This is a genomic window from uncultured Bacteroides sp., assembly GCF_910578895.1.
Taxonomy (GTDB): Bacteria; Bacteroidota; Bacteroidia; order Bacteroidales; family Bacteroidaceae; genus Bacteroides.
Genome location: NZ_CAJTSC010000028.1, coordinates 14,116 through 38,721, shown reverse-complemented (window position 1 = coordinate 38,721; position 24,606 = coordinate 14,116). Strand labels below are relative to the sequence as shown.

At 49.1% G+C, this 24,606-nt stretch carries 13 protein-coding genes; all 13 read left to right on the top strand.

The window, feature by feature from the left end:
* The first annotated feature begins 95 nt into the window (after positions 1-95).
* The 13 genes from QZ327_RS08710 (at position 96) to QZ327_RS08650 (ending at position 24,420) form a co-directional block, all read left to right on the top strand.
* The gene (locus tag QZ327_RS08710; protein WP_294618683.1) at positions 96-4,160 is read left to right on the top strand and encodes a hybrid sensor histidine kinase/response regulator transcription factor; all 4,065 of its coding nucleotides are present in this window, start codon (positions 96-98) and stop codon (positions 4,158-4,160) included.
* Positions 4,161-4,342: 182 nt separating this feature from the next.
* Positions 4,343-4,891, top strand: coding sequence for a Panacea domain-containing protein (locus tag QZ327_RS08705; RefSeq protein ID WP_294618682.1), 549 nt, complete (start codon positions 4,343-4,345; stop codon positions 4,889-4,891).
* 11 nt (positions 4,892-4,902) lie between these two features.
* Positions 4,903-5,382: a hypothetical protein gene (locus QZ327_RS08700; RefSeq protein ID WP_294618681.1), complete on the top strand. Its 480-nt coding sequence runs from the start codon at positions 4,903-4,905 to the stop codon at positions 5,380-5,382.
* Between the two features lie 494 nt (positions 5,383-5,876).
* On the top strand, positions 5,877-7,994 hold the full coding sequence (hepC, locus tag QZ327_RS08695; protein WP_294618680.1) for a heparin-sulfate lyase HepC: 2,118 nt from the start codon (positions 5,877-5,879) through the stop codon (positions 7,992-7,994).
* A 21-nt stretch (positions 7,995-8,015) separates the two neighbouring features.
* The gene (locus tag QZ327_RS08690; RefSeq protein WP_294618679.1) at positions 8,016-10,409 is read left to right on the top strand and encodes a surface glycan-binding family protein; all 2,394 of its coding nucleotides are present in this window, start codon (positions 8,016-8,018) and stop codon (positions 10,407-10,409) included.
* Positions 10,410-10,429: 20 nt separating this feature from the next.
* The gene (locus QZ327_RS08685) at positions 10,430-13,582 is read left to right on the top strand and encodes a TonB-dependent receptor (RefSeq protein WP_294618678.1); all 3,153 of its coding nucleotides are present in this window, start codon (positions 10,430-10,432) and stop codon (positions 13,580-13,582) included.
* A 19-nt stretch (positions 13,583-13,601) separates the two neighbouring features.
* The gene (locus QZ327_RS08680) at positions 13,602-15,332 is read left to right on the top strand and encodes a RagB/SusD family nutrient uptake outer membrane protein (protein ID WP_294618677.1); all 1,731 of its coding nucleotides are present in this window, start codon (positions 13,602-13,604) and stop codon (positions 15,330-15,332) included.
* Positions 15,333-15,535: 203 nt separating this feature from the next.
* Positions 15,536-16,813 carry a DUF4995 domain-containing protein gene (locus QZ327_RS08675; RefSeq protein WP_294618676.1) on the top strand — a complete coding sequence of 426 codons (1,278 nt, stop codon included), beginning with the start codon at positions 15,536-15,538 and terminating at the stop codon, positions 16,811-16,813.
* Positions 16,814-16,842: 29 nt separating this feature from the next.
* A complete protein-coding gene (hepC, locus tag QZ327_RS08670) occupies positions 16,843-18,843 on the top strand; it encodes a heparin-sulfate lyase HepC (RefSeq protein ID WP_294618675.1) in 2,001 nt (666 codons plus the stop codon).
* Positions 18,844-18,938: 95 nt separating this feature from the next.
* Positions 18,939-20,549 carry a sulfatase gene (locus tag QZ327_RS08665; protein ID WP_294618674.1) on the top strand — a complete coding sequence of 537 codons (1,611 nt, stop codon included), beginning with the start codon at positions 18,939-18,941 and terminating at the stop codon, positions 20,547-20,549.
* A 19-nt stretch (positions 20,550-20,568) separates the two neighbouring features.
* Positions 20,569-22,197 (top strand): Tat pathway signal sequence, encoded by a 1,629-nt coding sequence (locus QZ327_RS08660; protein ID WP_294618673.1) that lies wholly within the window; start codon positions 20,569-20,571, stop codon positions 22,195-22,197.
* A 2-nt stretch (positions 22,198-22,199) separates the two neighbouring features.
* The gene (locus QZ327_RS08655) at positions 22,200-23,153 is read left to right on the top strand and encodes an ROK family protein (protein WP_294618691.1); all 954 of its coding nucleotides are present in this window, start codon (positions 22,200-22,202) and stop codon (positions 23,151-23,153) included.
* A 1-nt stretch (position 23,154) separates the two neighbouring features.
* Positions 23,155-24,420 carry a sugar MFS transporter gene (locus QZ327_RS08650; protein ID WP_294618672.1) on the top strand — a complete coding sequence of 422 codons (1,266 nt, stop codon included), beginning with the start codon at positions 23,155-23,157 and terminating at the stop codon, positions 24,418-24,420.
* Positions 24,421-24,606 lie beyond the last annotated feature (186 nt).

Here is a 24,606-nt window from a genome sequence, read left to right as displayed (position 1 = left end):
TTCAGAAAACCCCATATTTGTGTAATTTGTCCTCAATATGTAGAAATTTGGAAAGATAATGCTTATCTTTGGTGCATCATAAATCTTACGGTATAATGAGTATCCTCAAAAAGATAACGATCAGCCTGTTTTTTTTATGTCTGACAGGAATCTCCTACGCTTATCCTGAAGCACGGGAAGAGATAAACTTTTCCTATATCTCCATCAACGACGGTTTGTCGCAGAGCACCATATTCTCCATAGCCCAGGACAAGCTCGGCAACATGTGGTTTGCCACGTATGACGGCGTGAACAAATACGACGGATACGCATTCACCGTTTACCAGCACGACGAGAACAACCCGAACAGCATAGCCAACGACATCGCCCGCATCGTCATGACCGACAGCAAGGGCCGCGTATGGATAGGCACCCGCGACGGGCTGTCCTGCTACGACGAGGAGAAAGACAAATTCCAGAACTTCTTCTACGAGAAGAACGGCAAGCACCTGCAGGTGAACGGCATCGTGGAGCTGTCGCCCGAACGGCTGCTCATCAGCACGCCGGAGGGGCTGGCACAGTTCGACATCGCCGCGTCCCGCTTCACCGACGGCGCGTTCGGCACGGCGATGCACAAGCTGATTGCATCCGCCCTGTACAGGCACGACGACCAAATCTACATCGGCACCCCGACGGACGGCATATACCGCTATTCCATCGCGCAGAACAAGCTCGAGAAGCTCACTTACATTCCCGACAGCAAACAGATACAAAGCATACTCCAACAATCTCCCACCCGCATCTGGGCAGGTACGGAAGGCTCCGGGCTGTTCCTTATCAACCCCAAGACCCAAGAGGTGAAGACCTACCGGCACTCACCTTCCGACCCGCAGTCCATCAGCTCCAACTACATCCGTTCGCTGGCGCTGGACGCGCAGAACCGTTTGTGGATAGGCACTTTCAACGACCTCAACATCTACCACGAAGCCGACGACTCGTTCACGTCCTACAGCAGCAATCCCGTAGAGAGCGGCAGCCTGTCGCAACGCTCGGTGCGCAGCATCTTCATGGACTCGCAGGGCGGCATGTGGCTGGGCACTTACTTCGGCGGGCTGAACTATTACCACCCCATTCGCAACCGCTTCAAGAACATAGAGAGCATCCCTTTCAGAAATTCGCTGAGCGACAACGTGGTAAGCTGCATCGTTGAAGACAAGCAGAAAAACTTGTGGATAGGAACCAACGACGGCGGGCTGAACCTATACGTCCCCGGCAGCCGGAAATTCAGCCACTACGCCCTGCGGGAGAGCCAGCGCGAAGACGGCTTCGGCTCCAACAACATCAAGTCCGTGTACGTGGACGAACCGCGAGGGCTGGTGTACATAGGCGCACATGCCGGCGGACTGAGCATCCTGCACCGCAACAGCGGCCGCATGGAGAACTTCAACCAGCGCAACAGCCGGTTGGTGAACGAAAACGTGTACGCCATCCTGCCCGACGGGGAGAACAACTTCCTTCTGGGCACATTGAGCGCGCTGGTACACTTCAACCCCGAGACGCGCAGCTTTACCACCATCACCCGCGAAGACAATGGAGTCCCCATCAGCTTCCAGCAAATCACGACCCTGTTCCGCGACTCCCGAAAGCGCCTTTGGATAGGCGGCGAAGAGGGGGTGTCCGTATTCAGGCAGCAGGGCACGAGCATACGGCGTATGGAAATCCTGCCCGAATCGACCGTAACCAAAGCATCCACAAACTACATCTACGAAGCCGCCAACGGGCTGATATGGGTAGGCACGCGCGAAGGCTTCTACTGTTTCAACGAGAAAGAGAAGCGGATAAAACGTTACACCACCGCCGACGGGCTGCCCAACAACGTGGTCTACGGCATCCTCGAAGACTCCTACGGCCGCTTGTGGATGAGTACCAACCGGGGCATTTCGTGCTTCAATCCGGAGACGGAGAAGTTCCGCAACTTCACCGAGACGGACGGGCTGCAGAGCAACCAGTTCAACACCTCTTCCTGCTGCCGCACCATCGAAGGCGAAATGTACTTCGGCGGCATCAACGGCATCACCACCTTCCGCCCGGAACTGTTGCTGGACAACCCCTACACCCCGCCCGTGGTCATCACCAAGTTGCAGCTTTTCAACAGGACCGTGCGCCCCGACGACGAGACCGGCATCCTGGACAAGAACATCAGCGACACGGAAAGCATCACCCTGAAATCGTGGCAGACGGCATTCTCGCTGGAGTTTGTCGTTTCCAACTATATCTCCGGCAAGCACAACACCTTTGCCTACAAGCTGGACGGATACGACAAAGAGTGGTATTACCTCACAGACCGCCGCACGGTGTCCTACTCCAACCTGCCGCATGGCACCTACCGCTTCCTGGTGAAAGCCGCCAACAACGACGGCAAGTGGAACACCACGCCCACCGTGCTGGAGGTGGTGATACTGCCCGTGTGGTACAAGACCTGGTGGGCAATCCTGCTGTTCCTCGCCTCCTCCGTCGGCTTCATCACCTTCGTATTCCGCTTCTTCTGGCTGCGCAAGAACATGGAAGCAAAGCTCGAGATAGAGCGCCGCGACAAGGAGCAGCGCGAAGAAATGAACCAGATGAAGATGCGTTTCTTCATCAACATGTCCCACGAACTGCGCACCCCGCTCACCCTGATTCTGGCACCGCTGCAAGAGGTCATCAGCAAGATAAGCGACCGCTGGACGCGCAACCAGCTGGAATACATCCAACGGAACGCCAACCGCCTGCTGCACCTCGTGAACCAGCTGATGGACTACCGCCGGGCGGAACTCGGGGTGTTCGAACTGAGGGTGAAGAAAGGCAACGCCCATCGCCTGGTATGCGAGAACTTCCTGTACTACGACAAGCTGGCACGCCACAAGCAGATAAACTATACGTTCCATTCCGAACTGGAAGAGAAAGAGGAACTGTTCGACCCGAACTACCTGGAGCTGATTCTCAACAACCTCCTGTCCAACGCCTTCAAATACACGGACAACGGCAAAAGTATCACCGTCACCCTGAAAGAGGAGAACAACTGGCTGGTGCTGCAAGTGAGCGACACCGGCGTGGGCATCCCCATCCACAAGCAAGGCAAGGTGTTCGAACGCTTCTATCAGGTAGAGAGCCGGCACATAGGAAGCGGCATCGGGCTTTCGCTGGTGCAACGCCTGGTGGACCTGCATCACGGCCGCATCGAGTTGGAGAGCGAAGAGGGCAAGGGAAGCACCTTCTCCGTCTACCTGCCGCAGGAGCTGTCCGTCTATAAAGCCTCCGAGCTTACCGGACCGGACACTTCCACGGAAGAAGAGCAGGTCTACTCCACCAACTCCAAAGAAATGTACTTCATAGACACGGAGAAGATAGAGAACGAAAGCATCGAGACAAGCGGCAAGAAGCGCGGCACCATCCTCATTGTGGAAGACAACCAGGAGATACGCCACTACCTCAGCAGCGGCCTCAATGGGCTGTTCAACATTCTGGAAGCCGAAAACGGGGAAGAGGCATTGGAAAAACTGAAAAGCAACGAAGCGGACATCATCATCACGGACGTCATGATGCCTAAGATGGACGGCATCAAGCTATGCAAGAACGTCAAGCAGAACCTGCGCACCTGCCACATTCCGGTTATCATCCTCTCTGCCAAGACCGAGATTAAGGACCAGCTGGAAGGCCTGCAAGTGGGCGCGGACGACTACATCCCCAAACCGTTCGCCCTCTCCGTCCTCACCTCCAAGATACAGAACACGATGCGTACGCGCCGGCACATGCTCGAGAAGTATGCCAAGTCGCTGGAAGTGGAACCGGAGAAGATTACCTTCAACGCCATGGACGAGGAGTTGCTGAAGCGTGCCATAAGCGTCATAGAGGCGAACATGGACAACCTTGAGTTCTCTACCGACGAGTTTGCGCAGCAGATGAACATGAGCCGCTCCAACCTGCACCTCAAGCTGAAAGCCATTACCGGAGAGTCCGCCATCGAATTTATCCGCAAAGTCCGGTTCAAAAAAGCCACAGAGCTATTGAAGAGCGGGCTACATTCGGTAACGGAAGTCAGCAGCATGGTAGGGTTCAATTCTCCGTCCTATTTTGCCACTTGCTTCAAGAAGTATGTGGGTTGCCTGCCGACGGAGTATATAAAGAAGGTGAAAGGGTAATGTTACCGTATCGTCTCTGACTTTTTACAAAAAAAACCTGTTTTTATCTCTGACTTTTCACAAAAAGGCATTGGAAGTATCTCTGTTTCTTCACAGAATCACTATCTTTGCATCATAAATAATTATTTTACAATGGTTAACTGATAAATTGTTTATACCATTTTATAAAAAAAAACAAGAGCATGAATATCTCAAAAATCGGAAATCTATTAGCCTATATATCATCTAAGGTCAAGGATATAAATCTTAGAAAACTAATTAAATTAGTCTATTTAATAGATGAAGAATCAGTATCTTCACGAGGATTATCCGTAACTTGGCTAACATATTATGTATGGGAAAAAGGTCCTGTCGCTCCATGTATCTATGATATAAAACAAAATGGGGGAAATTTTTCTAAATATATCAACATACATAGAAATAGAGAAGAAAAGGTTATCGTTACTCCATCTATAAATGAGAAAGAGAGTGCGCTTCAGTTCAGTAAAAAAGAACTGAAATTAATAGATGCTATTATCCATAAATACGGAAGTTTATCTGCAGATGAATTATCAGACATTACACATAGGCCAGGCGGGTTATGGGATATAGCAAAGAAAAAATACAATCCGAATTTCAAATCTTCCAATGGTTGTTCTGATATAGAATTGAATTTAATGGATTTATTACAAAAAGATGATGAAAAGATGAGCGTTTACAATGATGCTTATGAAATTGCTATCATGTGTTAATCCAATAAACAATGTTATCACCACAAAATGTGATTCGAGGTTTTTGCAAAAACACCAATCCACCCAAATATAAATATTTGATTTCTTTGTATCGAAGTGAAGAATTGAATATAATTGCTTGTTTCACTACATCGCAGAAACGTGCCGGAGTACCATCGGAACAAATAAAACACGGGATTATCCAAAATGAAAAAAAAGAAATTATTTCTTATGTCTTTTTACCGGATGTATGTGTAGGGATCACACCGAAGAACAAGGATTTCTATTTCCCGCTTCAAACAGTCATACGCTTTGATTATTGTTTTAAGGAAGGAAATCAAACAGAACTTCTATCAAATTTCCAATCACCTGTTATTGTTTGTAAACTGAATGACACTGAATATGAAGATTTGATTTATGCTATGTATAAAAGTGATGATACACCAGAAATATATAAACCTCATTTTGAAAAGATATTATTTGAATTAGGACTGAGAAAAACAGTTTCATAGATACATACTTGTTCAAATTATCAGGTAACTTATACTGCCTTACATATAGCAAAGCCCTCTATAAACAATCACAATGCTTATAGAGGGCTTTGCTGCTTAAAAAGATTTACACTGTAAGACAACTATATAGTTACCATTGATTATTATAGCCATAGTCATGAATTTTAATAAGTAAAAAAACTACTTTATTGCTACACAATAAATAGTGTACAGAATTTAACCGAAACAAGATTATGCCTATTCCTCGTTTCCAAGCGATGTTTTAAGTTTCGGGAGAGTATACACAGTGCTTTCATCCGGTGCTCCCCATCCACCCCCTACAGAAGCGCCCTGCGCAATCCCTTTAAACAAATCTGATATTTTATTCAACAAATTTGATAATAAAATTCGGATTTCTATAAAAGCAAAAACAAGACAGAATATCGCTTAGATATCAATGTAATATATTTGCATCGGGAAATTATAAACTATTACTAATAAAAAACAACTTAAGTATGAAGAACACTCTTTTTATTTGTTTGTTCGCATTATTTGCATTCTCCGGATGTGTTGACGATGAAGAAGACTTCGCAACAGGCGGAAACATCAGTCCGGAGCTGACCCCCGAAAACAAAGAAAATGCAGAATTGAACGCTGCCATTTTCGACCAACTGAACCTTGACTATCCGGGACTGGAAAAAGTGAAGCAATATTATGAGGCAGGCGAGAATTACCTTGCCGCAAGTGCTTTGCTGGAGTACTACCGCACACGTACTAACGTGGAAAATCCCAATCTCTCATTAGTAGATGTAACTTATACCGATGCTGATAAATCCAAAGCAGACTACGCGCTGGAATACCGCTTCTATGTGAACGGGCAGCTCGAGAATGCCGATACAGGACTGCCCTACTCCGTAGGAAAAGCGGGAGCCATCAATTGGACAATCACCCCCAAAGGCACCAACGCCGAATACCAGAAGCAACTGCACCGCCACCAATGGTTCATACCGCAGGCAAAGGTATACCGCACCACTCGTGACGAGAAATATATCAACTCCTGGATTGAAGTATATAGCGACTGGATTGCACAGAACCCGAAACCCGAAGCTGGTCCTACGGACGAGGGTCCCTGGTGGCAATTGCAGGCAGCTACACGCGTGCTCGACCAAGTGCAGCTGTTGGACTACTACAAAATCTCGTCCAACTTCACCCCCGAATGGCTCACTACATTCCTGGCTTCATTCAGCGAACATGCCGATTTCCTGGCAGCATATCCGTACAGAGACGGCAATATTCTCGTCACACAGGCCAATGCACTGGCAACTGCCGGCATCCTGATGCCTGAATTCAAGAATGCGGAAACGTGGAAGAACGAAGGTTACAAAATTCTGAACACGCAAATCGAGCAGTTCCTTGCAGACGGCTGGCACAAGGAGTTCTCCCTGCATTATCATATAGCGGCTATCGCAGACTTCAACGAAGCCATGAAACTTGCCAATGCCAACAACATGGCGGTAGACTTCAAGGAATCGCTCCGCAAAGCCGCCGAAGTGGTAATGCACTTCACCTACCCCAACTACTTCGCCGCAGGCACCAGCAAAGGCACTCCTGCCGAAATAGACCAAATCGTGCCGATGTTCAACGACTCATGGAACCGCGGCCGCAGCACGATGACAAACAACTTCAAGCTATATGCCAGCATGTTCCCCGACAGCGAAGAGTTCAAATACATGGCAACTGCCGGCAACAACGGCGCAGCCCAGGGAAAGACTCCCGGCAATGAAATGAAGCTGTTCGAAGATGCCGGTTTCTACATCCTGCGCAACGGCTGGGAACCATCGTCTACGGTAATGATTTTCAGCAACAACAAATTCAACGATGTGTCAAACAGCTTAAAATCATGGAGCCACAACCAGGCGGACAACGGTACTTTCGAGCTTTACATCAACAAGCGCAATTTCTTCCCCGACTCAGGCGTATACACTTACGAAAGCACCGACAAGGAGATACAGGAGTTCCGTTACTGGTTCCGCGGTATAGACAAGCACAACACCCTGTCGCTTGGCAATAAGAACATCACCAAAGCCGAAGGCAAATTGCTGAAAGCGGAAAGCAAGAACAACACCGAAACGCTTGTGTTCGAAAACCAAGGTTACGACGACATGAAGCACCGCCGTGCCGTGTTCTACGTAAACAAGAGTTTCTTTGTGCTGGTGGACGAAGGCATCGGTGCAGCAACCGGTTCTGCCAACTTAAGTTTCAATCTTTGCAGAAATACAGAAGACGTAGAATATGATGCCGACAAGATGGGTGCACACACCACATTTGCAGACGGCAACAACATCGTGGTACGTACTTTCCCCGTCGACGACTTCACTTTCGAGGGTTTCACAGGAAGAGTCGCTTTCGATTCAAAACCTGCCACGGGCTATGACGAACGCAAATCATACCGCATCAAGAAGCAGAAAGCAGCCGATGAGACGGTACGTTTCATCACCGTCATCCTGCCTTGTGGAGACACAAACGCACAAGACATCGAAGCCGAATTTACAGACGAAGGCTACAATGCCAATGGCGCTTCCGTGAAGGTGACGATCAATGGATCCGCATATAATCTATCTTACACATTATAACAAACCAATAACTTTCAGAATATGAAATCTAAATTGTTAAGCACATTCAGCCTGCTGCGCCTGTCCGTGATAGCCGCACTGGCAATGTTCTGCGTCTCCTGCGACAAGACAGAGACCACAGACTCTACGGGATTTATTCTCCACTACTACGGTGTGACGGATATAGGTCCCAGCATGTCCTATTCTTTACAGGCACCGTCCTATAAGGGTAGCGCTCCCTACGATTTTACAATTACGAAGGTTACGCTTAATGACGAAGCCTTCACCAATGCCGATAATTTCGTCATCGACCCGGAGACAGGAGCCATCGCCATCCAGAACACAGAGGCAATGTCTGCAGGTCTTTACAGCATCAGCGTAGGCTGCTACTCCAATGGCAAGTTCTTCGACTTCGAAGATGCCATACAGGTAAACATGCTGCTTGCCGTGCCCGAAGGCATAACGGTGGAGCCGGCAGAAGTCACGGTGAACCTGGATGAAGAGAACTGGGCAAAAACAGCCACTTCTCAAGTATCTACCGAAGCCGACAAGCATGTCACAATCACCGGCTATGCTTTTGCACAAGACGAAAGCAAACCCTACAGCCAATATTTCGCCATAAACGGAGACGGAAAAATCTCCATCAAATCGGGAGTCACGGAAGAGCAGCTGCCTGCAGGCGAATACACGCTCGACCTGAAACTGACTACCAAAGCCGGCGAACACCTGTATGCCAATGCCGTGACGTTCAAAGTCATTGCCCGCCCGCGCAACCTGTTCTATGCCGAACAGAGCGCATTGCCCGACCTCTTCGAGACCGGACAGGAAGGCAAATCGCCCGTGCCCACAGTAGGCGGTTCACAAGAAGGAGTAAAGTTTGCCATCAAATCCGTCACTCCCGAATCATCCGCTTTCGTCATTGACGAAACTACCGGACAAATCAGCTTGCCGGCAGGACACACACTTCCTGTAAGCACCGAACCTTATGTGTTTACCATCACTGTAAGCAACATCCACGGTTCCCAGGATTTCGAAGCAGCTTACGCTGCCAGCATTGTGGCTTTCATCGAACCTATCGATGCCGACAAGTTCCACTATACGGCTATAGACAAACTCTATCAGCTGGGTGGCAAGGTTGACGAACAGAAGCCTGATGAAGGATTTGTAGGCGGCGCCGTAACGTTCGCGTTCGATGAAGCCAACAGTGAAGAGGTGAAAGCGCAGATCGCAGCGGGTGTCATCACGCTGAATAGCGGCAACGGTGCAATCTCCATTGCTGATACACATACGCTGAGTGCAGCTACTCATGACATTATGGTTAAGGTTACCAATAAGAAGAATGAAGAAGGGGTGGTGAAAGCGCTTTCTGTAACGGTGCTCGAAAATCCGAATGACTTTACGTATGTAAGTTGGGGGACGAATATTGAGAACGTAATTACCATTAATGAGGGAAAAAACAAAACAATTCCTATTTCAACAGAAACTATTGAGGAAACCAAAGCAGAAAACCGAAATCAATTCCGGTATATTCAAGGTAGAGATGTTCGGGATATCCCTCTTCAAAAAATACAAATGGCTAAAGAAGGTACAACTGCAACGTTTACATATAAGATAATAAAAGATAACTATATAGGTCATCCAAACATTATTAAAGGAGCAGAAATAAAAGAAGACGGAACTATTTATTTCACGAACTTAACCGCAAAGAAAAACTTTGCAGATGGTTCCAACAATGCTAAAGGTTGTGTTTTCCAAATCAAAGTTACAGCCAGTGGAAATAATGCACCTACTGTAAGTAGAAACATACCTATTTTCATTAGTACACCTAAACCGGGTTCGATTGCATATCCAATAATCACAGAAACAAAAGATAAACTTAACTATACATTACTTTGTACACCATTCGTTGTAAAAGTTAATCCTAAAACAGGCAAATGTGCTTCGTTTACAGCAGAAATGCACACTATTGGAGCCAGCGATGTTAATGGCGTACAGACGAATTATAGTATGTGGAAAGATGTTTTAGATGCATACCAATCTACTTTCATTTGGGATTATAGAGACGATTTTACCTATTGTAATTTGGATGATAATGAAAAGCATATAACAGGAGATAGATCTGACAATACTTTGTTAAATCAGATTTGGAGTAATATGGGTGTTGCTACAACAACCAACTCTCCATTCCGTTACTATGATCAAGTTAATGGTGTACCTGATAAACAAAGTATTAAAGCTCTATATATTAATGCCGATGACCATCAAATAGTAATTAATCCGGATGTATGGAAAGCAGCTGATGGGAAATATCCATATGGAGCTATCTTGGGTAGTACAAGATTTACTATAGAAAACGCACCAAAGAATCTTGAAACAAATACTCGCGTTACCACGCAATATCCGCTTATTCTTTGGCTTGATGAAAATTTTGAATAATACTAAAAGATAATACAATTATGTATAAACCAACATATCATACACTGAGCAAAAGAGGGTACATTACCCTCTTAGCTCTCCTTGTCTCCATCATCACCTTTGCGCAAGGTGTGACAATAAAAGGAACTGTGCTCGATGAAAACCAAGAGCCGCTGATTGGTGCCACCGTACAGGTGAAAGGCGAAACTACAGGTGCCGCCGCCGACCTGGACGGTAATTTCACCCTGAAAGCCAAGAAAAACGCTACCTTGGTAGTGAGCTACATCGGCTACCTGACACAAGAAGTACGTCTGCAAGGCAAAACGCAGATAACCGTCCAACTGACTCCCGACAGCAAGACGCTGGACGAAGTGGTCGTAGTGGGCTACGGCACGATGAAGAAAAGCGACTTGACCGGTTCGGTAGCTTCCGTTGCCGCCAAGGACATCGAAGGATACCAAACCAGTTCCATAGCTGGAGCACTGGGAGGTCAGATTGCCGGTGTGCAAATCACCTCTACCGACGGTACTCCGGGTGCAGGCTTCAACATCAGCATCCGTGGTGTAGGAACATTAACGGGTGACGCTTCTCCGCTCTACATCGTGGACGGTTTTGAAGTTTCGAGCATCGACCACCTCTCCGGTTCGGATATCGAATCCGTAGAAGTACTGAAAGACGCTTCTTCTTCGGCTATCTACGGTGCACGTGCCGCCAACGGTGTGGTATTGATTACTACCAAATCGGCTAAAGTAGGCAAGACTACCATTTCTTACAACGGCTCTGCCACTTACCGTAAAATCTCGAAGACGCTGGATTTGCTTTCTCCGTATGAGTTTGTAAGATTACAAGGAGAGGTTAATAGCAATTACAGCAGTACTTACTTCAAAGAAGGAGAGGATGAAGACGGCGTTCCTTACAAATACCAGACACTCGACGACTATATCGGTGTGGTCGGAGTAGACTGGCAAGGTGAAACATTCAACCCCACATGGTCTCAAGACCACAACGTGACTATCATGGGCGGTACGGACAACACCAAGTACAACGGTTCGCTTTCGCGCTACGTGGAAAACGGTATCTTCAAGAACAGCGGTTTCGACAGAACCACCGCCAAGTTCCGTTTGGATCAGAAAATCAACAAGAAACTCTCTTTCAACCTCACAGTGAACTACGCCATGACCAATCGCCAAGGTGTAGGTACATCCGGTGACTCCGGCCGTTTCAACATGTTGGCACAGATATTGAGCGCACGCCCTACCGGCGGCTTGAAGATGACAAACGAAGAACTGCTGGACGCCGCTATCGACCCCGAAATGCTGAGTTCGGGCGAAAGCTTGGCACAGGTGAACCCCGTGAAGCAGGCAGAATCGGTGACGAATGACAAACGTGCCGAAATGTGGTCGGCAAACGCTTCCGTAAACTGGCAGATTGTCAAAGGACTGACTTTCAAAACCAGCGGTTCTTACAATACTACCAATAACCGTACGGACATATTCTATAAAGACGGCTCGAAAGAGGCTTACCGTAACGGCGAGAAACCTTACGGACGCACACAAATGGGACGCGATGTGCGCTGGACCAATACAAACACGCTGACTTGGAAAGACAAAGTGAAAAAGCATAACTACGATGTGATGCTGGCTCATGAAGTCTCTTTCAGAAGCAGCGAGTACCTGCTCGGCGAAGCCATGGACTTCCCGTTCGACAACTTGGGCAACGACAATTTAGGTTTGGGAGCCACTCCGAGTAAAGTGAACACGAACTATTATGACAAGACGCTGCTCTCGTTCTTTGCGCGTGCCAACTACAACTACGACAACCGCTACCTGCTGACAGCTACGGTGCGTACCGACGGTTCTACCGTATTCTCCAACAAGAACAAATGGGGTTTCTTCCCCTCGTTCTCTGCCGCATGGCGTGTATCGGAAGAGGCTTTCATGAAAGACCTCAGATGGCTGTCCAACTTCAAAGTACGTTTCGGTTGGGGTATCGTGGGTAACGACCGCATCAGCAACTACCTCTCTATGGACTTGTATGCGGACAGCAAATTCGGTATCGGCAATAATACAGTGACCGTACTAACCCCGAAGCAGCTGAAGAACTCCAACCTGAAATGGGAAGGTTCAAGCTCCGTCAACTTAGGTTTGGACTTAGGCTTCTTCGAAAACCGCCTGAACGTTACTGCCGACTTCTTCATCAAGAACACCAAAGACCTGCTGCTGGCACAATCGCTGGCACAAGCCACAGGTTTCTCCTCGCAATGGCAGAACATCGGTAAAATCCAGAACAAGGGTATCGAATTGAGCCTTTCATCGACCAACATACAGACGAAAGCCTTTACATGGAACACCAGTTTCAATATCTCATTCATCCGCAATGAACTGAAAGCATTGGCGGACGGTGCCAGCCACATGTATGCACGTTCCGGTTTCGACAGCAACTTTACCGGCTACGACTACATTGCCAAAGTGGGCGAGTCGCTGGGTTTGATTTACGGTTATGAATTCGACGGTGTTTACCAGAATGATGATTTCTATACCGACACTAACGGTAACCTGATATTGAAGCCGGGCATTACCCAAAACTCACGCTACAGCAAAGACAAAGTGGTAGGCGCACGTCCCGGTGTCGTGAAGTACAAAGATATAGACGGCGACGGAGACATCACGACCAACGACCGTACCGTAATCGGCAACGCCATGCCCAAGTGGTTCGGCGGTATCACCAATACGTTCGAATACAAAGGCATCGACCTGAGCTTTATGTTCCAGTTCAACTACGGCAACGACGTTTACAACGCCACCCGCCTCTATGCTACACAGAGCCGCAGCGGTCGCCGCAACATGCTTGCCGAAGTGGCAGACCGTTGGAGTCCTACCAATGCTTCCAGCTTAGTTCCGGCATACGATGGTTACATTACTAACGATGTGTACTCACGTTTTGTGGAAGACGGTTCGTTCCTGCGCCTGAAAAACCTGACGCTGGGATATACCCTGCCGAAAAAGTGGACCGGCAAATTCCATGCTTCACGACTCCGTGTTTACGTCAGTGGTCAGAACCTGTTCTGCCTGAACAACTACAGCGGCTATGATCCTGAAGTGAACAGTCTGAACAGCCCGATGATGCCGGGATTGGACTGGGGTGCTTATCCTAAGAGCCGAGTATTTACAGTGGGACTTGACCTTCAATTCTAATTCATAAAATAAAGATAACATGAAAAAGTTTATATACTATATAGGAATTTTAGCTTTATGCCTTCTTCCTGCCGCGTGTTCGTTGGAAGAAGAAAGCAACACCGAAGTAGAGAAGAACAAATACATGAATAATGCCAAAGAGGCACAAGATGTATTGCTCGGTGTGTATCGCTCCACCATAGAAGATGGTATGTATGGCTATAACCTTTCCATCTATTTCTCCATGGGTACTGACCTTTCACAAGTGGAAGGAAGCAGTACAGAGAATTTCCGTATTCTTCCTACCAATGCCTACCCCACTTCGCAGGCGGAGGTACAAAGTTCCTGGTCTTCACTCTATTCCGGCATCTATAATGCCAATGATTTTCTGGAACGTGTTTCTGTGAAAATGGAGTCGTATAATGAAGCAGACAAGAGACTTGCCACTATATACATAGCCGAAGCAAGAGCTCTGAGAGCATTGTATTACTTCGAGTTGGTGCGTCGTTGGGGTAATATTCCGTTGATGACCAGCACGGCGATGTCCGACCAACATCCAAGTACTTTTGTACAGGCAGACCCGGTGGATGTATATAAGTTTATTGAAGAAGACCTGCTGTATGCTTGCGACATTCTGCCGTATTCTACAGAACCGGACTACCGTAGCGATAACTCCTACCGTTTTTCCAAAGGTGCAGCCTTGGGATTGCTCACTAAAGTGTACGCCACTTGGGCGGGCTATCCTCTGCAAGACGCCAGCAAGTGGGAAGCCGCTGCAAAAACCGCACGTATCTTGGTGGAATCGGGCAAGCACGACTTATTGGACGATTACACACAATTATGGAGAAACACTTGTAACGGTATCTGGAACCCGGAAGAAAGTTTGATTGAAGTATCATTCTACTCTCCTACTTATTCAGGCGGTAGCGACCCTGTAGGGCGTATCGGTAAATGGAACGGAGTGAAAACAACAGTTCAAGCCGGTAAGAGCGGAAGTTGTGCAGCTAATGTACAGGTTGTACATTCATTCGTACTTGACTGGAGAACTGATGCCGAGCCGAATCCGGAAAACGGCATAAGCCCTGACAGACGCCAAAATATATCTATTGCCAACTATAAGCATGGACATAATGACAACAAAAACAATATAGTCTATAAAGGTGACTTCTATTTGGCAGCCAGCATTCCAGCCGATAATGCAGCTACCGCATTAAGCAAAGACTTGGATCCTGAAAAATCTCAAAAAGCCAAACAAACATACACGCCGGCAAAGTGGGACATTGATAGATATATGGAAAATATTCCTTTCATCAACAATGACAAATCAACTGTCAACTGGTATGTGTTGCGCTATGCGGATGTATTGTTGCTCTATGCGGAAGCCTTGAACGAATGGAAAGGCGGTCCGACTACAGACGCTTACGCAGCCATCAACAAGGTCCGCAAACGCGGATACGGCAATACCGGAAACTATCAGCTGCCGGAAGGTATGGACCAAACCGATTTCCGGAAAGCCATCCAGAAAGAACGTGCCTATGAACTTGCTTTCGAAGGACATCGCCGTCTTGACCTGGTGCGCTGGGGCATCTACTATGAAACCATTCAGGAAACATACGACAAATTAGTCGACTGGTGGATTCCGACAAATGATCTTCCCAAACCCAACTATGTAGTATACGACTACACCGAAAAAGGCAAGCACGAACTGATGCCCATCCCGCAACGCGAAATGGACTTGTGCAGCCAGTTCAAACAAAACCCGAAGTGGTAATTTTTCCCCCCGAATATTTCTCCAATATGCCCCGGAAAGGGGTGTATTGGAGAATATCTAAACTCTTTTCAACAAAAGTGACATTCAAAAGACGCGGATTTATCGCCTTTTCAACATTCTTATCATAAGAACCATAAAAAATCCGTTAGCTTTGCTTTCGTTACAAACTCTACTAAAATCAATCACATTTAAAGACAAATAACATGAAGAAAAACCTTGTTCTCTTAGCTTTGGGTGCACTGACGTTCGCATCATGCCAAACACAACCTAAAGAAGACTACAGCTGGATTAAAAAAGGACTGGACGTAGCTTCCGCACAACTGCAACTGACCGCAGAAGAAATCTCATCCACCAATATGTTGCCGCGCTCCATCCGCACAGGCTACGATATGGATTTCTTGTGCCGCCAGTTGGAAAGAGACTCATCGACCTTTAAAGATTCACTGCGCGCACAACCCACAGCCGAACAGTTGGGCAACCGCCGCTTATGCAGCGTTTACGACTGGACCAGCGGTTTCTATCCGGGTTCTTTATGGTATGCCTACGAACTGACAGGCAACGACACGCTGAAAACATGGGCCATTCAATACACCAACCTGCTGAACCCAGTACGTTACTATACCGGCACGCACGACTTGGGCTTCATGGTGAACTGCAGCTATGGCAATGCAAAACGCCTGGCTCCTAACGACACCATTGCCGCCGTAATGCAAGAGACTGCCGACAACCTGTGCGGACGCTTCAACGACTCTATCTCGGCTATCCGTTCGTGGGACTTCGGTACCTGGAACTTCCCCGTCATCATTGACAACATGATGAACCTGGACCTGCTGTTCAACGTGGCGAAAGCTACCGGAAACAACGCTTACAAGGAACTTGCCGTGAAGCATGCCATGACTACCATGCACAACCACTTCCGTCCGGACTACACCTGCTGGCACGTAGTGAGCTACAACAACGACGGCACGGTAGAAAAGAAGCAGACATTCCAGGGCAAGAACGACGACTCTTCATGGGCACGCGGACAGGCATGGGCGGTATACGGCTATACTTCCTGCTACCGCGAAACGCAAGACACTGTTTTCCTGAACTTTGCCGTGAAAGTGGCAGACATGATTATGGACCATGTCAAGACGGACGACGCCATTCCTTACTGGGATTACAACGCTCCCGTGGCCGAAGAGACTCCGCGCGATGCTTCTGCCGCTGCCATAACCGCTTCCGCACTGGTGGAACTGAGCACCATGCTGCCCGACGGAAAGAAGTATTTGGACTATGCAGAGAAAATCCTGAAGAACTTGTCGGGTGACGCTTATCTGGCAAAGGTGGGCGAAAACCAGGGCTTTATACTGATGCACTCTACCGGTTCATTGCCTAACGGTTCGGAAATAGATACCCCGCTGAACTATGCGGATTATTACTACATGGAAGGCTTGAAGCGCTTCATGGACCTGAAAGGTATCAGCTACAAGAACCTCTAATATCCCCTAACAGCAAATAGAAAAACATTATGAATAAGAGTTTCAGATATATCATCCTGCTGGCGCTTGCCTGCTTCGTCGGAAAAGCAAACGCCCAGGAGTTGAAAACCGAAGCTTTCACGCTCCTCAACCTGGATTATCCCGGGCTGGAGAAGGTAAAGACTTTGCATCAGCAGGGTAAAGATGCCGATGCCGCCAAGGCACTACTCGACTACTACCGCGCACGTACCAATGTGAAGACTCCCGACATCAACCTAAAAAAGGTGACCATCGGCAAGGACGAACAGAAGATGGCGGACGAAGCCTTGCAGCATACATTCTTCGCGCACAAGGGTTACCAACCGTCGTTCAACTATGGCGAGGACATCAACTGGAAGCACTGGCCAGTGAAAGACAACGAACTGCGCTGGCAGCTGCACCGCCACAAATGGTTTACCCCCATGGGTAAGGCTTACCGTGTGAGCGGCGACGAGAAATATGCCGCGGAATGGACCAAGCAGTATATCGACTGGGTCAAGAAGAACCCGTTGGTAAAGGTAGACAAGCAAGAGTATGAAATGACCGGCAACAGCCAGTTGAAGGAGGATGCCGAGAATGCACGCTTTGCATGGCGCCCGCTGGAGGTGAGCCACCGCCTGCAGGACCAGACTTCGCAATTCCAGCTGTTCCTGTCGTCTCCATCTTTCACGCCGGAATTCCTGACCGAGTTCCTTGTGAACTATCACAAGCATGCCATCCACATCTTGGGCAACTATTCCAAGCAAGGCAACCATCTGCTGTTCGAAGCGCAACGCATGATTTATGCCGGTGCCTTCTTCCCCGAATTCAAAGAGGCGGCGGCATGGAGAAAGAGCGGCATCGACATCATGAACCGTGAAATCAACGTACAGGTGTACAACGATGGCGGACAATTCGAACTCGACCCGCACTATCACCTTGCGGCAATCAACATCTTCTGCAAAGCCCTGAACATTGCCGACCTGAACGGTTTCCGCAACGAGTTCCCGCAGGAATACCTGGATACGATTGAGAAAATGATTGTGTTCTATGCCAATGTTTCCTTCCCCGACTACACCAACCCGTGTTTCAGCGATGCCAAGCTCACCGACAAGAAAGAGATGTTGAAGAACTACCGCAGCTGGAGCAAGATGTTCCCGAAGAACCAGTTTATCAAGTACCTGGCAACGGATGGCAAGGAAGGCGCATTGCCCGACTACCTCTCCAAAGGTTTCCTGAAATCGGGCTTCTTCGTGTTCCGCAACTCCTGGGGAACGGATGCTATGCAAATGGTTGTGAAGGCAGGTCCGAAAGCATTCTGGCACTGCCAGCCGGACAACGGCACGTTCGAACTCTGGTTTAACGGCAAGAACCTCTTCCCCGACTCCGGCTCGTATGTATATGCCGGCGAGGGTGAAGTAATGGAACAACGCAACTGGCACCGCCAGACTTGCGTGCACAACACCGTAACGCTGAACAACAAGAATCTGGACCAGACGGAATCCGTAACCAGACTGTGGCAACCGGAAGGCAACGTACAGATATTGGTTACCGAAAACCCGAGCTACAAGAACCTGAAGCACCGTCGTTCCGTATTCTTTGTAGACAACAGCTATTTCGTAATCGTAGACGAAATGACAGGAAGCCAGAAGGGTTCCGTCAACCTGCACTACCAGATGCCGAAAGGCAAAATCGCCAACAGCCGCGAAGACATGACTTTCGTCACTCAGTTTGAGGAGGGAAGCAACATGAAGCTGCAATGCTTCGGTCCGGAAGGCATGACGATGAAAAAAGAACCGGGTTGGTGCTCTACCGCTTACCGCAAGCGCTATAACCGCATGAACGTCTCTTTCAATGCAAAGAAAGAGAGCGAAGATGCCGTACGCTACATCACTGTTATCTGTCCGATAAAGAACAGTGCGGATGCCCCCCAGCTATCTGCCAAGTTCAAGAACAAAGCATTCAATGAAAACGGACTGGAAGTGGAAGTGAAAGTAAATGGCAAGAAACAGTCTTTGAATTATAAATTATAAATGCAGCAAACAAGTTGGCGGGTTGACAAGCCTACAAGGTATTCCCCTTGTCAACCCGTCTCTTGTAACCTCCTCTACTAAAAATTTTATATATTATGAAAAATAATCTTCCTAATCTGCTTCTTCCGTTAGCTACGTTAAGCCTTGCCTCTTGCGCCGGGCAGCAAAAAGAAGAGTCCAGGCGTCCGAACATTATCTTCATGATGACGGACGACCATACTACACAAGCCATGTCTTGCTACGGTGGCAATCTCCTGCAAACTCCCAATATGGACCGTATAGCCGGTGAAGGCATCCGCATGGACAACTGCTATGCCGTCAATGCGCTTTCGGGACCGTCGCGTGCATGTATCCTCACCGGCAAGTTCAGCCACGAAAACGGCTTTACGGACAATGCAAGCACATTCAACGGCGACCAGCAGACATTCCCCAAGTTGCTCCAACAAGCAGGCTACCAGACTGCCATGATTGGCAAGTGGCACCTTATCAGCGAACCGCAGGGTTTCGACTACTGGAGCATTCTTAGCGGACAGCATGAACAGGGAGATTATTACGACCCCGATTTCTGGGAAGACGGCAAGCATATCGTGGAGAAAGGCTATGCCACAGACATCATCACAGACAAGGCTATCAAATTCCTGGAAGGCAGGGACAAGAGCAAGCCGTTCTGCATGATGTATCACCAGAAAGCCCCGCACCGCAACTGGATGCCGGCTCCGCGCCATTTGGGCATATTCAACAATACCACATTTCCGGAGCCCCCCAATCTGTTTGACGACTACGAAAGACGCGGCAGGGCCGCCCACGAACAGGATATGTCCATCGAACATACCCTGACCAACGACTGGGACTTGAAACTGCTGACCCGCGAAGAGATGCTGAAAGATACCACCAACCGCCTCTACAGCGTGTACAAACGTATGCCTGCCGATGTACAGGACAAATGGGATTCAGTGTACGCACAACGCATTGCCGAATATCGCAAGGGCGACCTGAAAGGCAAAGCGTTGATCAGCTGGAAATACCAGCAATACATGCGCGACTACTTGGCTACCGTATTGTCCGTAGACGAGAATATCGGCCGCCTGCTGAACTACCTGGAGAAAAACGGCGAACTGGACAACACAATCATTGTCTACACTTCCGACCAGGGATTCTTCCTCGGCGAGCACGGTTGGTTCGACAAACGTTTCATGTACGAAGAGTGCCAGCGCATGCCGCTTATCATCCGCTACCCCAAAGCCATCAAGGCGGGCAGCACAAGCAATGCCATCTGCATGAATGTGGACTTCGCTCCCACTTTCCTTGATTTTGCCGGTGTGGACATCCCCGAAGACATCCAGGGCACTTCCCTGAAAACCGTATTGGAGAATGAAGGCAACACGCCCGCCGATTGGCGTAAGGCTGCCTACTATCACTATTATGAATATCCGGCAGAGCACTCGGTGAAGCGCCACTACGGCATCCGCACGCAAGACTTCAAACTGATACACTTCTACAACGACATCGACGAATGGGAAATGTATGACATGAAAGCCGACCCGCGCGAAATGAACAACGTGTTCGACAAACCGGAATATGCCGAAAAACGGAATGAGTTGATGCAACTGCTGCAAGAGACTCAGAAACAATATAAAGACTATGACCCCGATGAAAAAGTAAAAGAACTTTTCAAAGGCGACAGAAGATTGATGAAAGACAGATAAAACCATTAAATATATTATCATGGACAGAAGAAGTTTTCTAAAAAACACAGGCTGGTCTTTTCTCGGACTGGCAGCTTCGGGAAGCCTGCTCGGCTCATGCGTAGCAGGAAGCAAAGAAGCCAAAAAGATTATGCCGTCGGCAAGTAACCTCAAAGTATTCTGGGGCGACTTACATAACCACTGCAACATCACTTACGGACACGGCGACATGCGCGATGCCTTCGAGGCAGCCAAAGGACAGCTGGACTTTGTCAGCGTAACTCCCCATGCCATGTGGCCGGACATTCCGGGTGCGGACGACCCGCGCCTGAAATGGGTAATCGACTATCATACGGGAGCCTTCAAGCGCCTGCGCGAAGGCGGTTATGAGAAGTATGTGAAGATGACCAACGAGTACAACAAGGAGGGCGAGTTCCTTACCTTCGTGGGATATGAGGCACACAGCATGGAGCATGGCGACCACGTGGCACTGAACTACGACCTTGATGCGCCGCTCGTGGAATGCACTTCCATCGAAGACTGGAAAGAGAAAGCCAAAGGACACAAAGTATTCGTCACTCCGCACCACATGGGTTACCAGGGCGGTTATCGCGGCTACAACTGGAATTGCTTCACCGAAGGCGACGTCACTCCGTTCGTAGAGATGTACTCCCGCCACGGTCTGGCGGAAAGCGACCAGGGCGACTATCCGTACCTGCACGATATGGGTCCCCGCCAATGGGAAGGCACCATTCAGTACGGTCTGGACCAGGGACACAAATTCGGTATCATGGCATCCACCGACCAGCACTCCGGATATCCGGGCAGCTACGGCGACGGCCGTATCGGTGTATTGGCTCCGTCATTGACGCGTGACGCCATCTGGGAAGCCATGCGCACCCGCCATGTATGCGCCGCCACCGGTGACAAGATAATCATCGACTTCCGCCTGAACGATGCTTTCATGGGCGATGTGGTTCGTGGCAACAGTCGCCGCATCTACCTGAACGTAACCGGCGAAAGCTGCATCGATTACGTGGATATCGTAAAGAACGGACAGATATTGGCACGCATGAGCGGTCCGTTGACTCCGGTGGCACCGGAAGGCGACACCGTCCGCTGCAAAGTAAAAGTGGACTTCGGCTGGAACCGCGAGGAACGATATGTGCACTGGCAGGGCAAATTGTCGGTAAACAAAGGACGCATCATAAACGTGACTCCCTGTTTCCGTGGCGCCGCTTTCACTTCTCCGCAAGAGGGCGAAACAGAGTTCAACACGCATGTCAACCGCATCCTCTCCGTCGGCGAGAAAGAGACGGAACTGGATTTGTACAGCAGCAAGAACCCGAACACCACGACCGCAGCCATGCAGGCAGTCATCCTCGACCTGGAAATGCCGAAGGACGGAGTGCTGACCGCAGACTTCAACGGCAAGAAGTTCGAACACACGTTGGGCGAACTGCTCGAAGGTTCCCGCTCGCACTTCATGATCGGCTGGTTGAGCGAAGCCATTCTCTTTAACCGTGCCATGCCCGAAAGCTGCTTCACCGTAGAGCACTACATGGAAGACAAAGAGCCTCAGCGCGATACGGACTATTACTATGTACGCGTGCGCCAGCGCGACGGACAATGGGCATGGAGTTCTCCGATATGGGCTGAAAGAGTTTGATAATCATGAAAAAATACGCTATAGGAATTGACCTTGGCGGCACTTCCGTGAAATACGCCCTTATTGACAATGAAGGCGTATTTCACTTTCAAGGGAAGCTGCCGTCGAAAGCCGATGTATCCGCCGAAGCGGTAATCGACCAGTTGCTGACCGCCTGCAAAGAGGTGATGGCTTCGGCACAACAGCTCGGAGTGGCGGTAGAAGGCATAGGCATAGGCACTCCCGGCATTGTGGACGAAACAAACCGCATTGTGCTGGGCGGCGCCGAAAACATCAAGGGTTGGGAGAACCTGAACCTTGCCGACCGCATCGAAGCGGAAACCTGCCTGCCCGTGCAAATGGGCAACGATGCCAACCTGATGGGATTGGGAGAGACGATGTATGGTGCCGGACAAGGCGCGCGCAACGTGGTGTTCCTGACCGTGGGAACCGGCATCGGCGGCGCAGTGGTCATCGACAGCAAGCTGTTCAACGGTTTTGCCAATCGCGGTACCGAGTTGGGACATGTGCCCCTGATAGCCAACGGCGAACCTTGCGCATGCGGTTCCGTAGGCTGTCTGGAACATTACGCTTCCACTTCGGCACTGGTACGCCGTTTCAGCAAGCGTGCCGAAGAGGCAGGTATCTCATTCCCGGATGAAGAGGTCAACGGAGAGCTTATCGTGCGGCTGTACAAAGAAGGCAACCCGTTGGCAACGGAGTGTCTGGACGAGCATTGCGACTTCCTGGGACACGGCATCGCCGGGTTTATCAACATCTTCAGCCCGCAACGCATCGTAATAGGCGGCGGATTGTCCGAAGCCGGAGAATTCTATATCCGGAAAGTCAGCGAACAAGCACATCGCTATGCCATAGCCGACTGTGCCGTGAATACCGAAATCATGGCGGCATCCTTGGGCAACAAGGCCGGAAGCATCGGTGCCGCGTCATTGGTCTTCTCATTAAACACGAAATAGTATGAAAAAGAATTTAGGAATGCTGGCGCTGATTATGGCGTTCTGGTTTACCATATCATTTATCACGAATATCCTGGGTCCGCTCATCCCCGACATTATCCATAACTTTAATTTGAGCGACCTGGCAATGGCGGGATTTATCCCGACCTCTTTCTTCATCGCATACGCCATTATGTCCATACCTGCCGGGCTGATGATTGACCGTTTTGGCGAGAAACCGGTGCTGTTCTTAGGCTTTCTGATGCCGTTTGCCGGCACAACGTTGTTTGCCTGCGTGCACACCTACCCTATCCTGCTTGCCTCATCGTTCATCATCGGCTTGGGCATGGCTATGCTGCAAACGGTGATTAATCCGTTGCAACGCGTCGTAGGCGGAGAAGAGAACTATGCTTTCGTGGCGGAAGTCGCCCAGTTCGTATTCGGCATCGCCTCGTTCCTGAGCCCGCTGGTATATGCGTACCTGATTCGCGAACTCAACCCGGAGATATACACGGAAGGCAAGAGCTTCTTTATCGATCTTTTGGCGGGCATTACGCCCACCGACCTGCCGTGGGTATCCCTCTACTGGGTGTTCACGCTGCTGTTGCTGGTGATGCTGGTTGCCGTGGCGCTCTCCCGTTTCCCGAAAATCGAACTGAAAGAGGACGAAAAGGGCGGTTCGAAAGATTCTTACCTGGCACTGTTCAAGCAGAAGTACGTATGGCTGTTCTTCCTCGGCATCTTCTGCTATGTAAGTACGGAGCAGGGAACGTCCATCTTCATGAGCACGTTCCTTGAGCAGTATCACGGAGTAAACCCGCAAGTGGAAGGTGCGCAAGCCGTAAGTTACTTCTGGGGACTGATGACTGCCGGCTGCCTGGTGGGCATGCTGCTTTTGAAACTGATTGACAGCAGACGGTTGCTCCGGATATCGGGCGTATTGACCATTGCCTTGCTGCTGATTGCGCTTTTCGGCAATAAAGCCGCAGCTGTCATCGCTTTTCCGGCAATCGGTTTCAGTATCTCCATGATGTATTCCATCGTCTTCTCATTGGCACTGAACTCGGCATCGCAACATCACGGCTCGTTTGCAGGTATCCTGTGTTCGGGCATTGTAGGCGGGGCCGGCGGACCGATGATTATCAGTATGCTTGCCGATGCCACTTCATTGCGTACCGGCATGCTGATTATCCTAGTATTTGTGGGCTACATCACCTTCATCGGTTTTTGGGCACATCCGCTGATTAACAACAAGACGGTAAGCCTGAAAGAACTTTTCAAGAAGTAAGCACATCGCGAAGCTGACGTAGAACTTCACGGAAGCTAAAGTTGAGGTTTAGAAAGCTAAAGGTCAACTTTAGGAAACTAAAGGTCAGGTTTACGAAGCCAAAGTTCAGGTTCAGGAAACTAAAATAAGGCGCGGGTTTCACGTGGCTGTACGGAGTTGTATTTTACAAATCCTCCGCATAGGCAC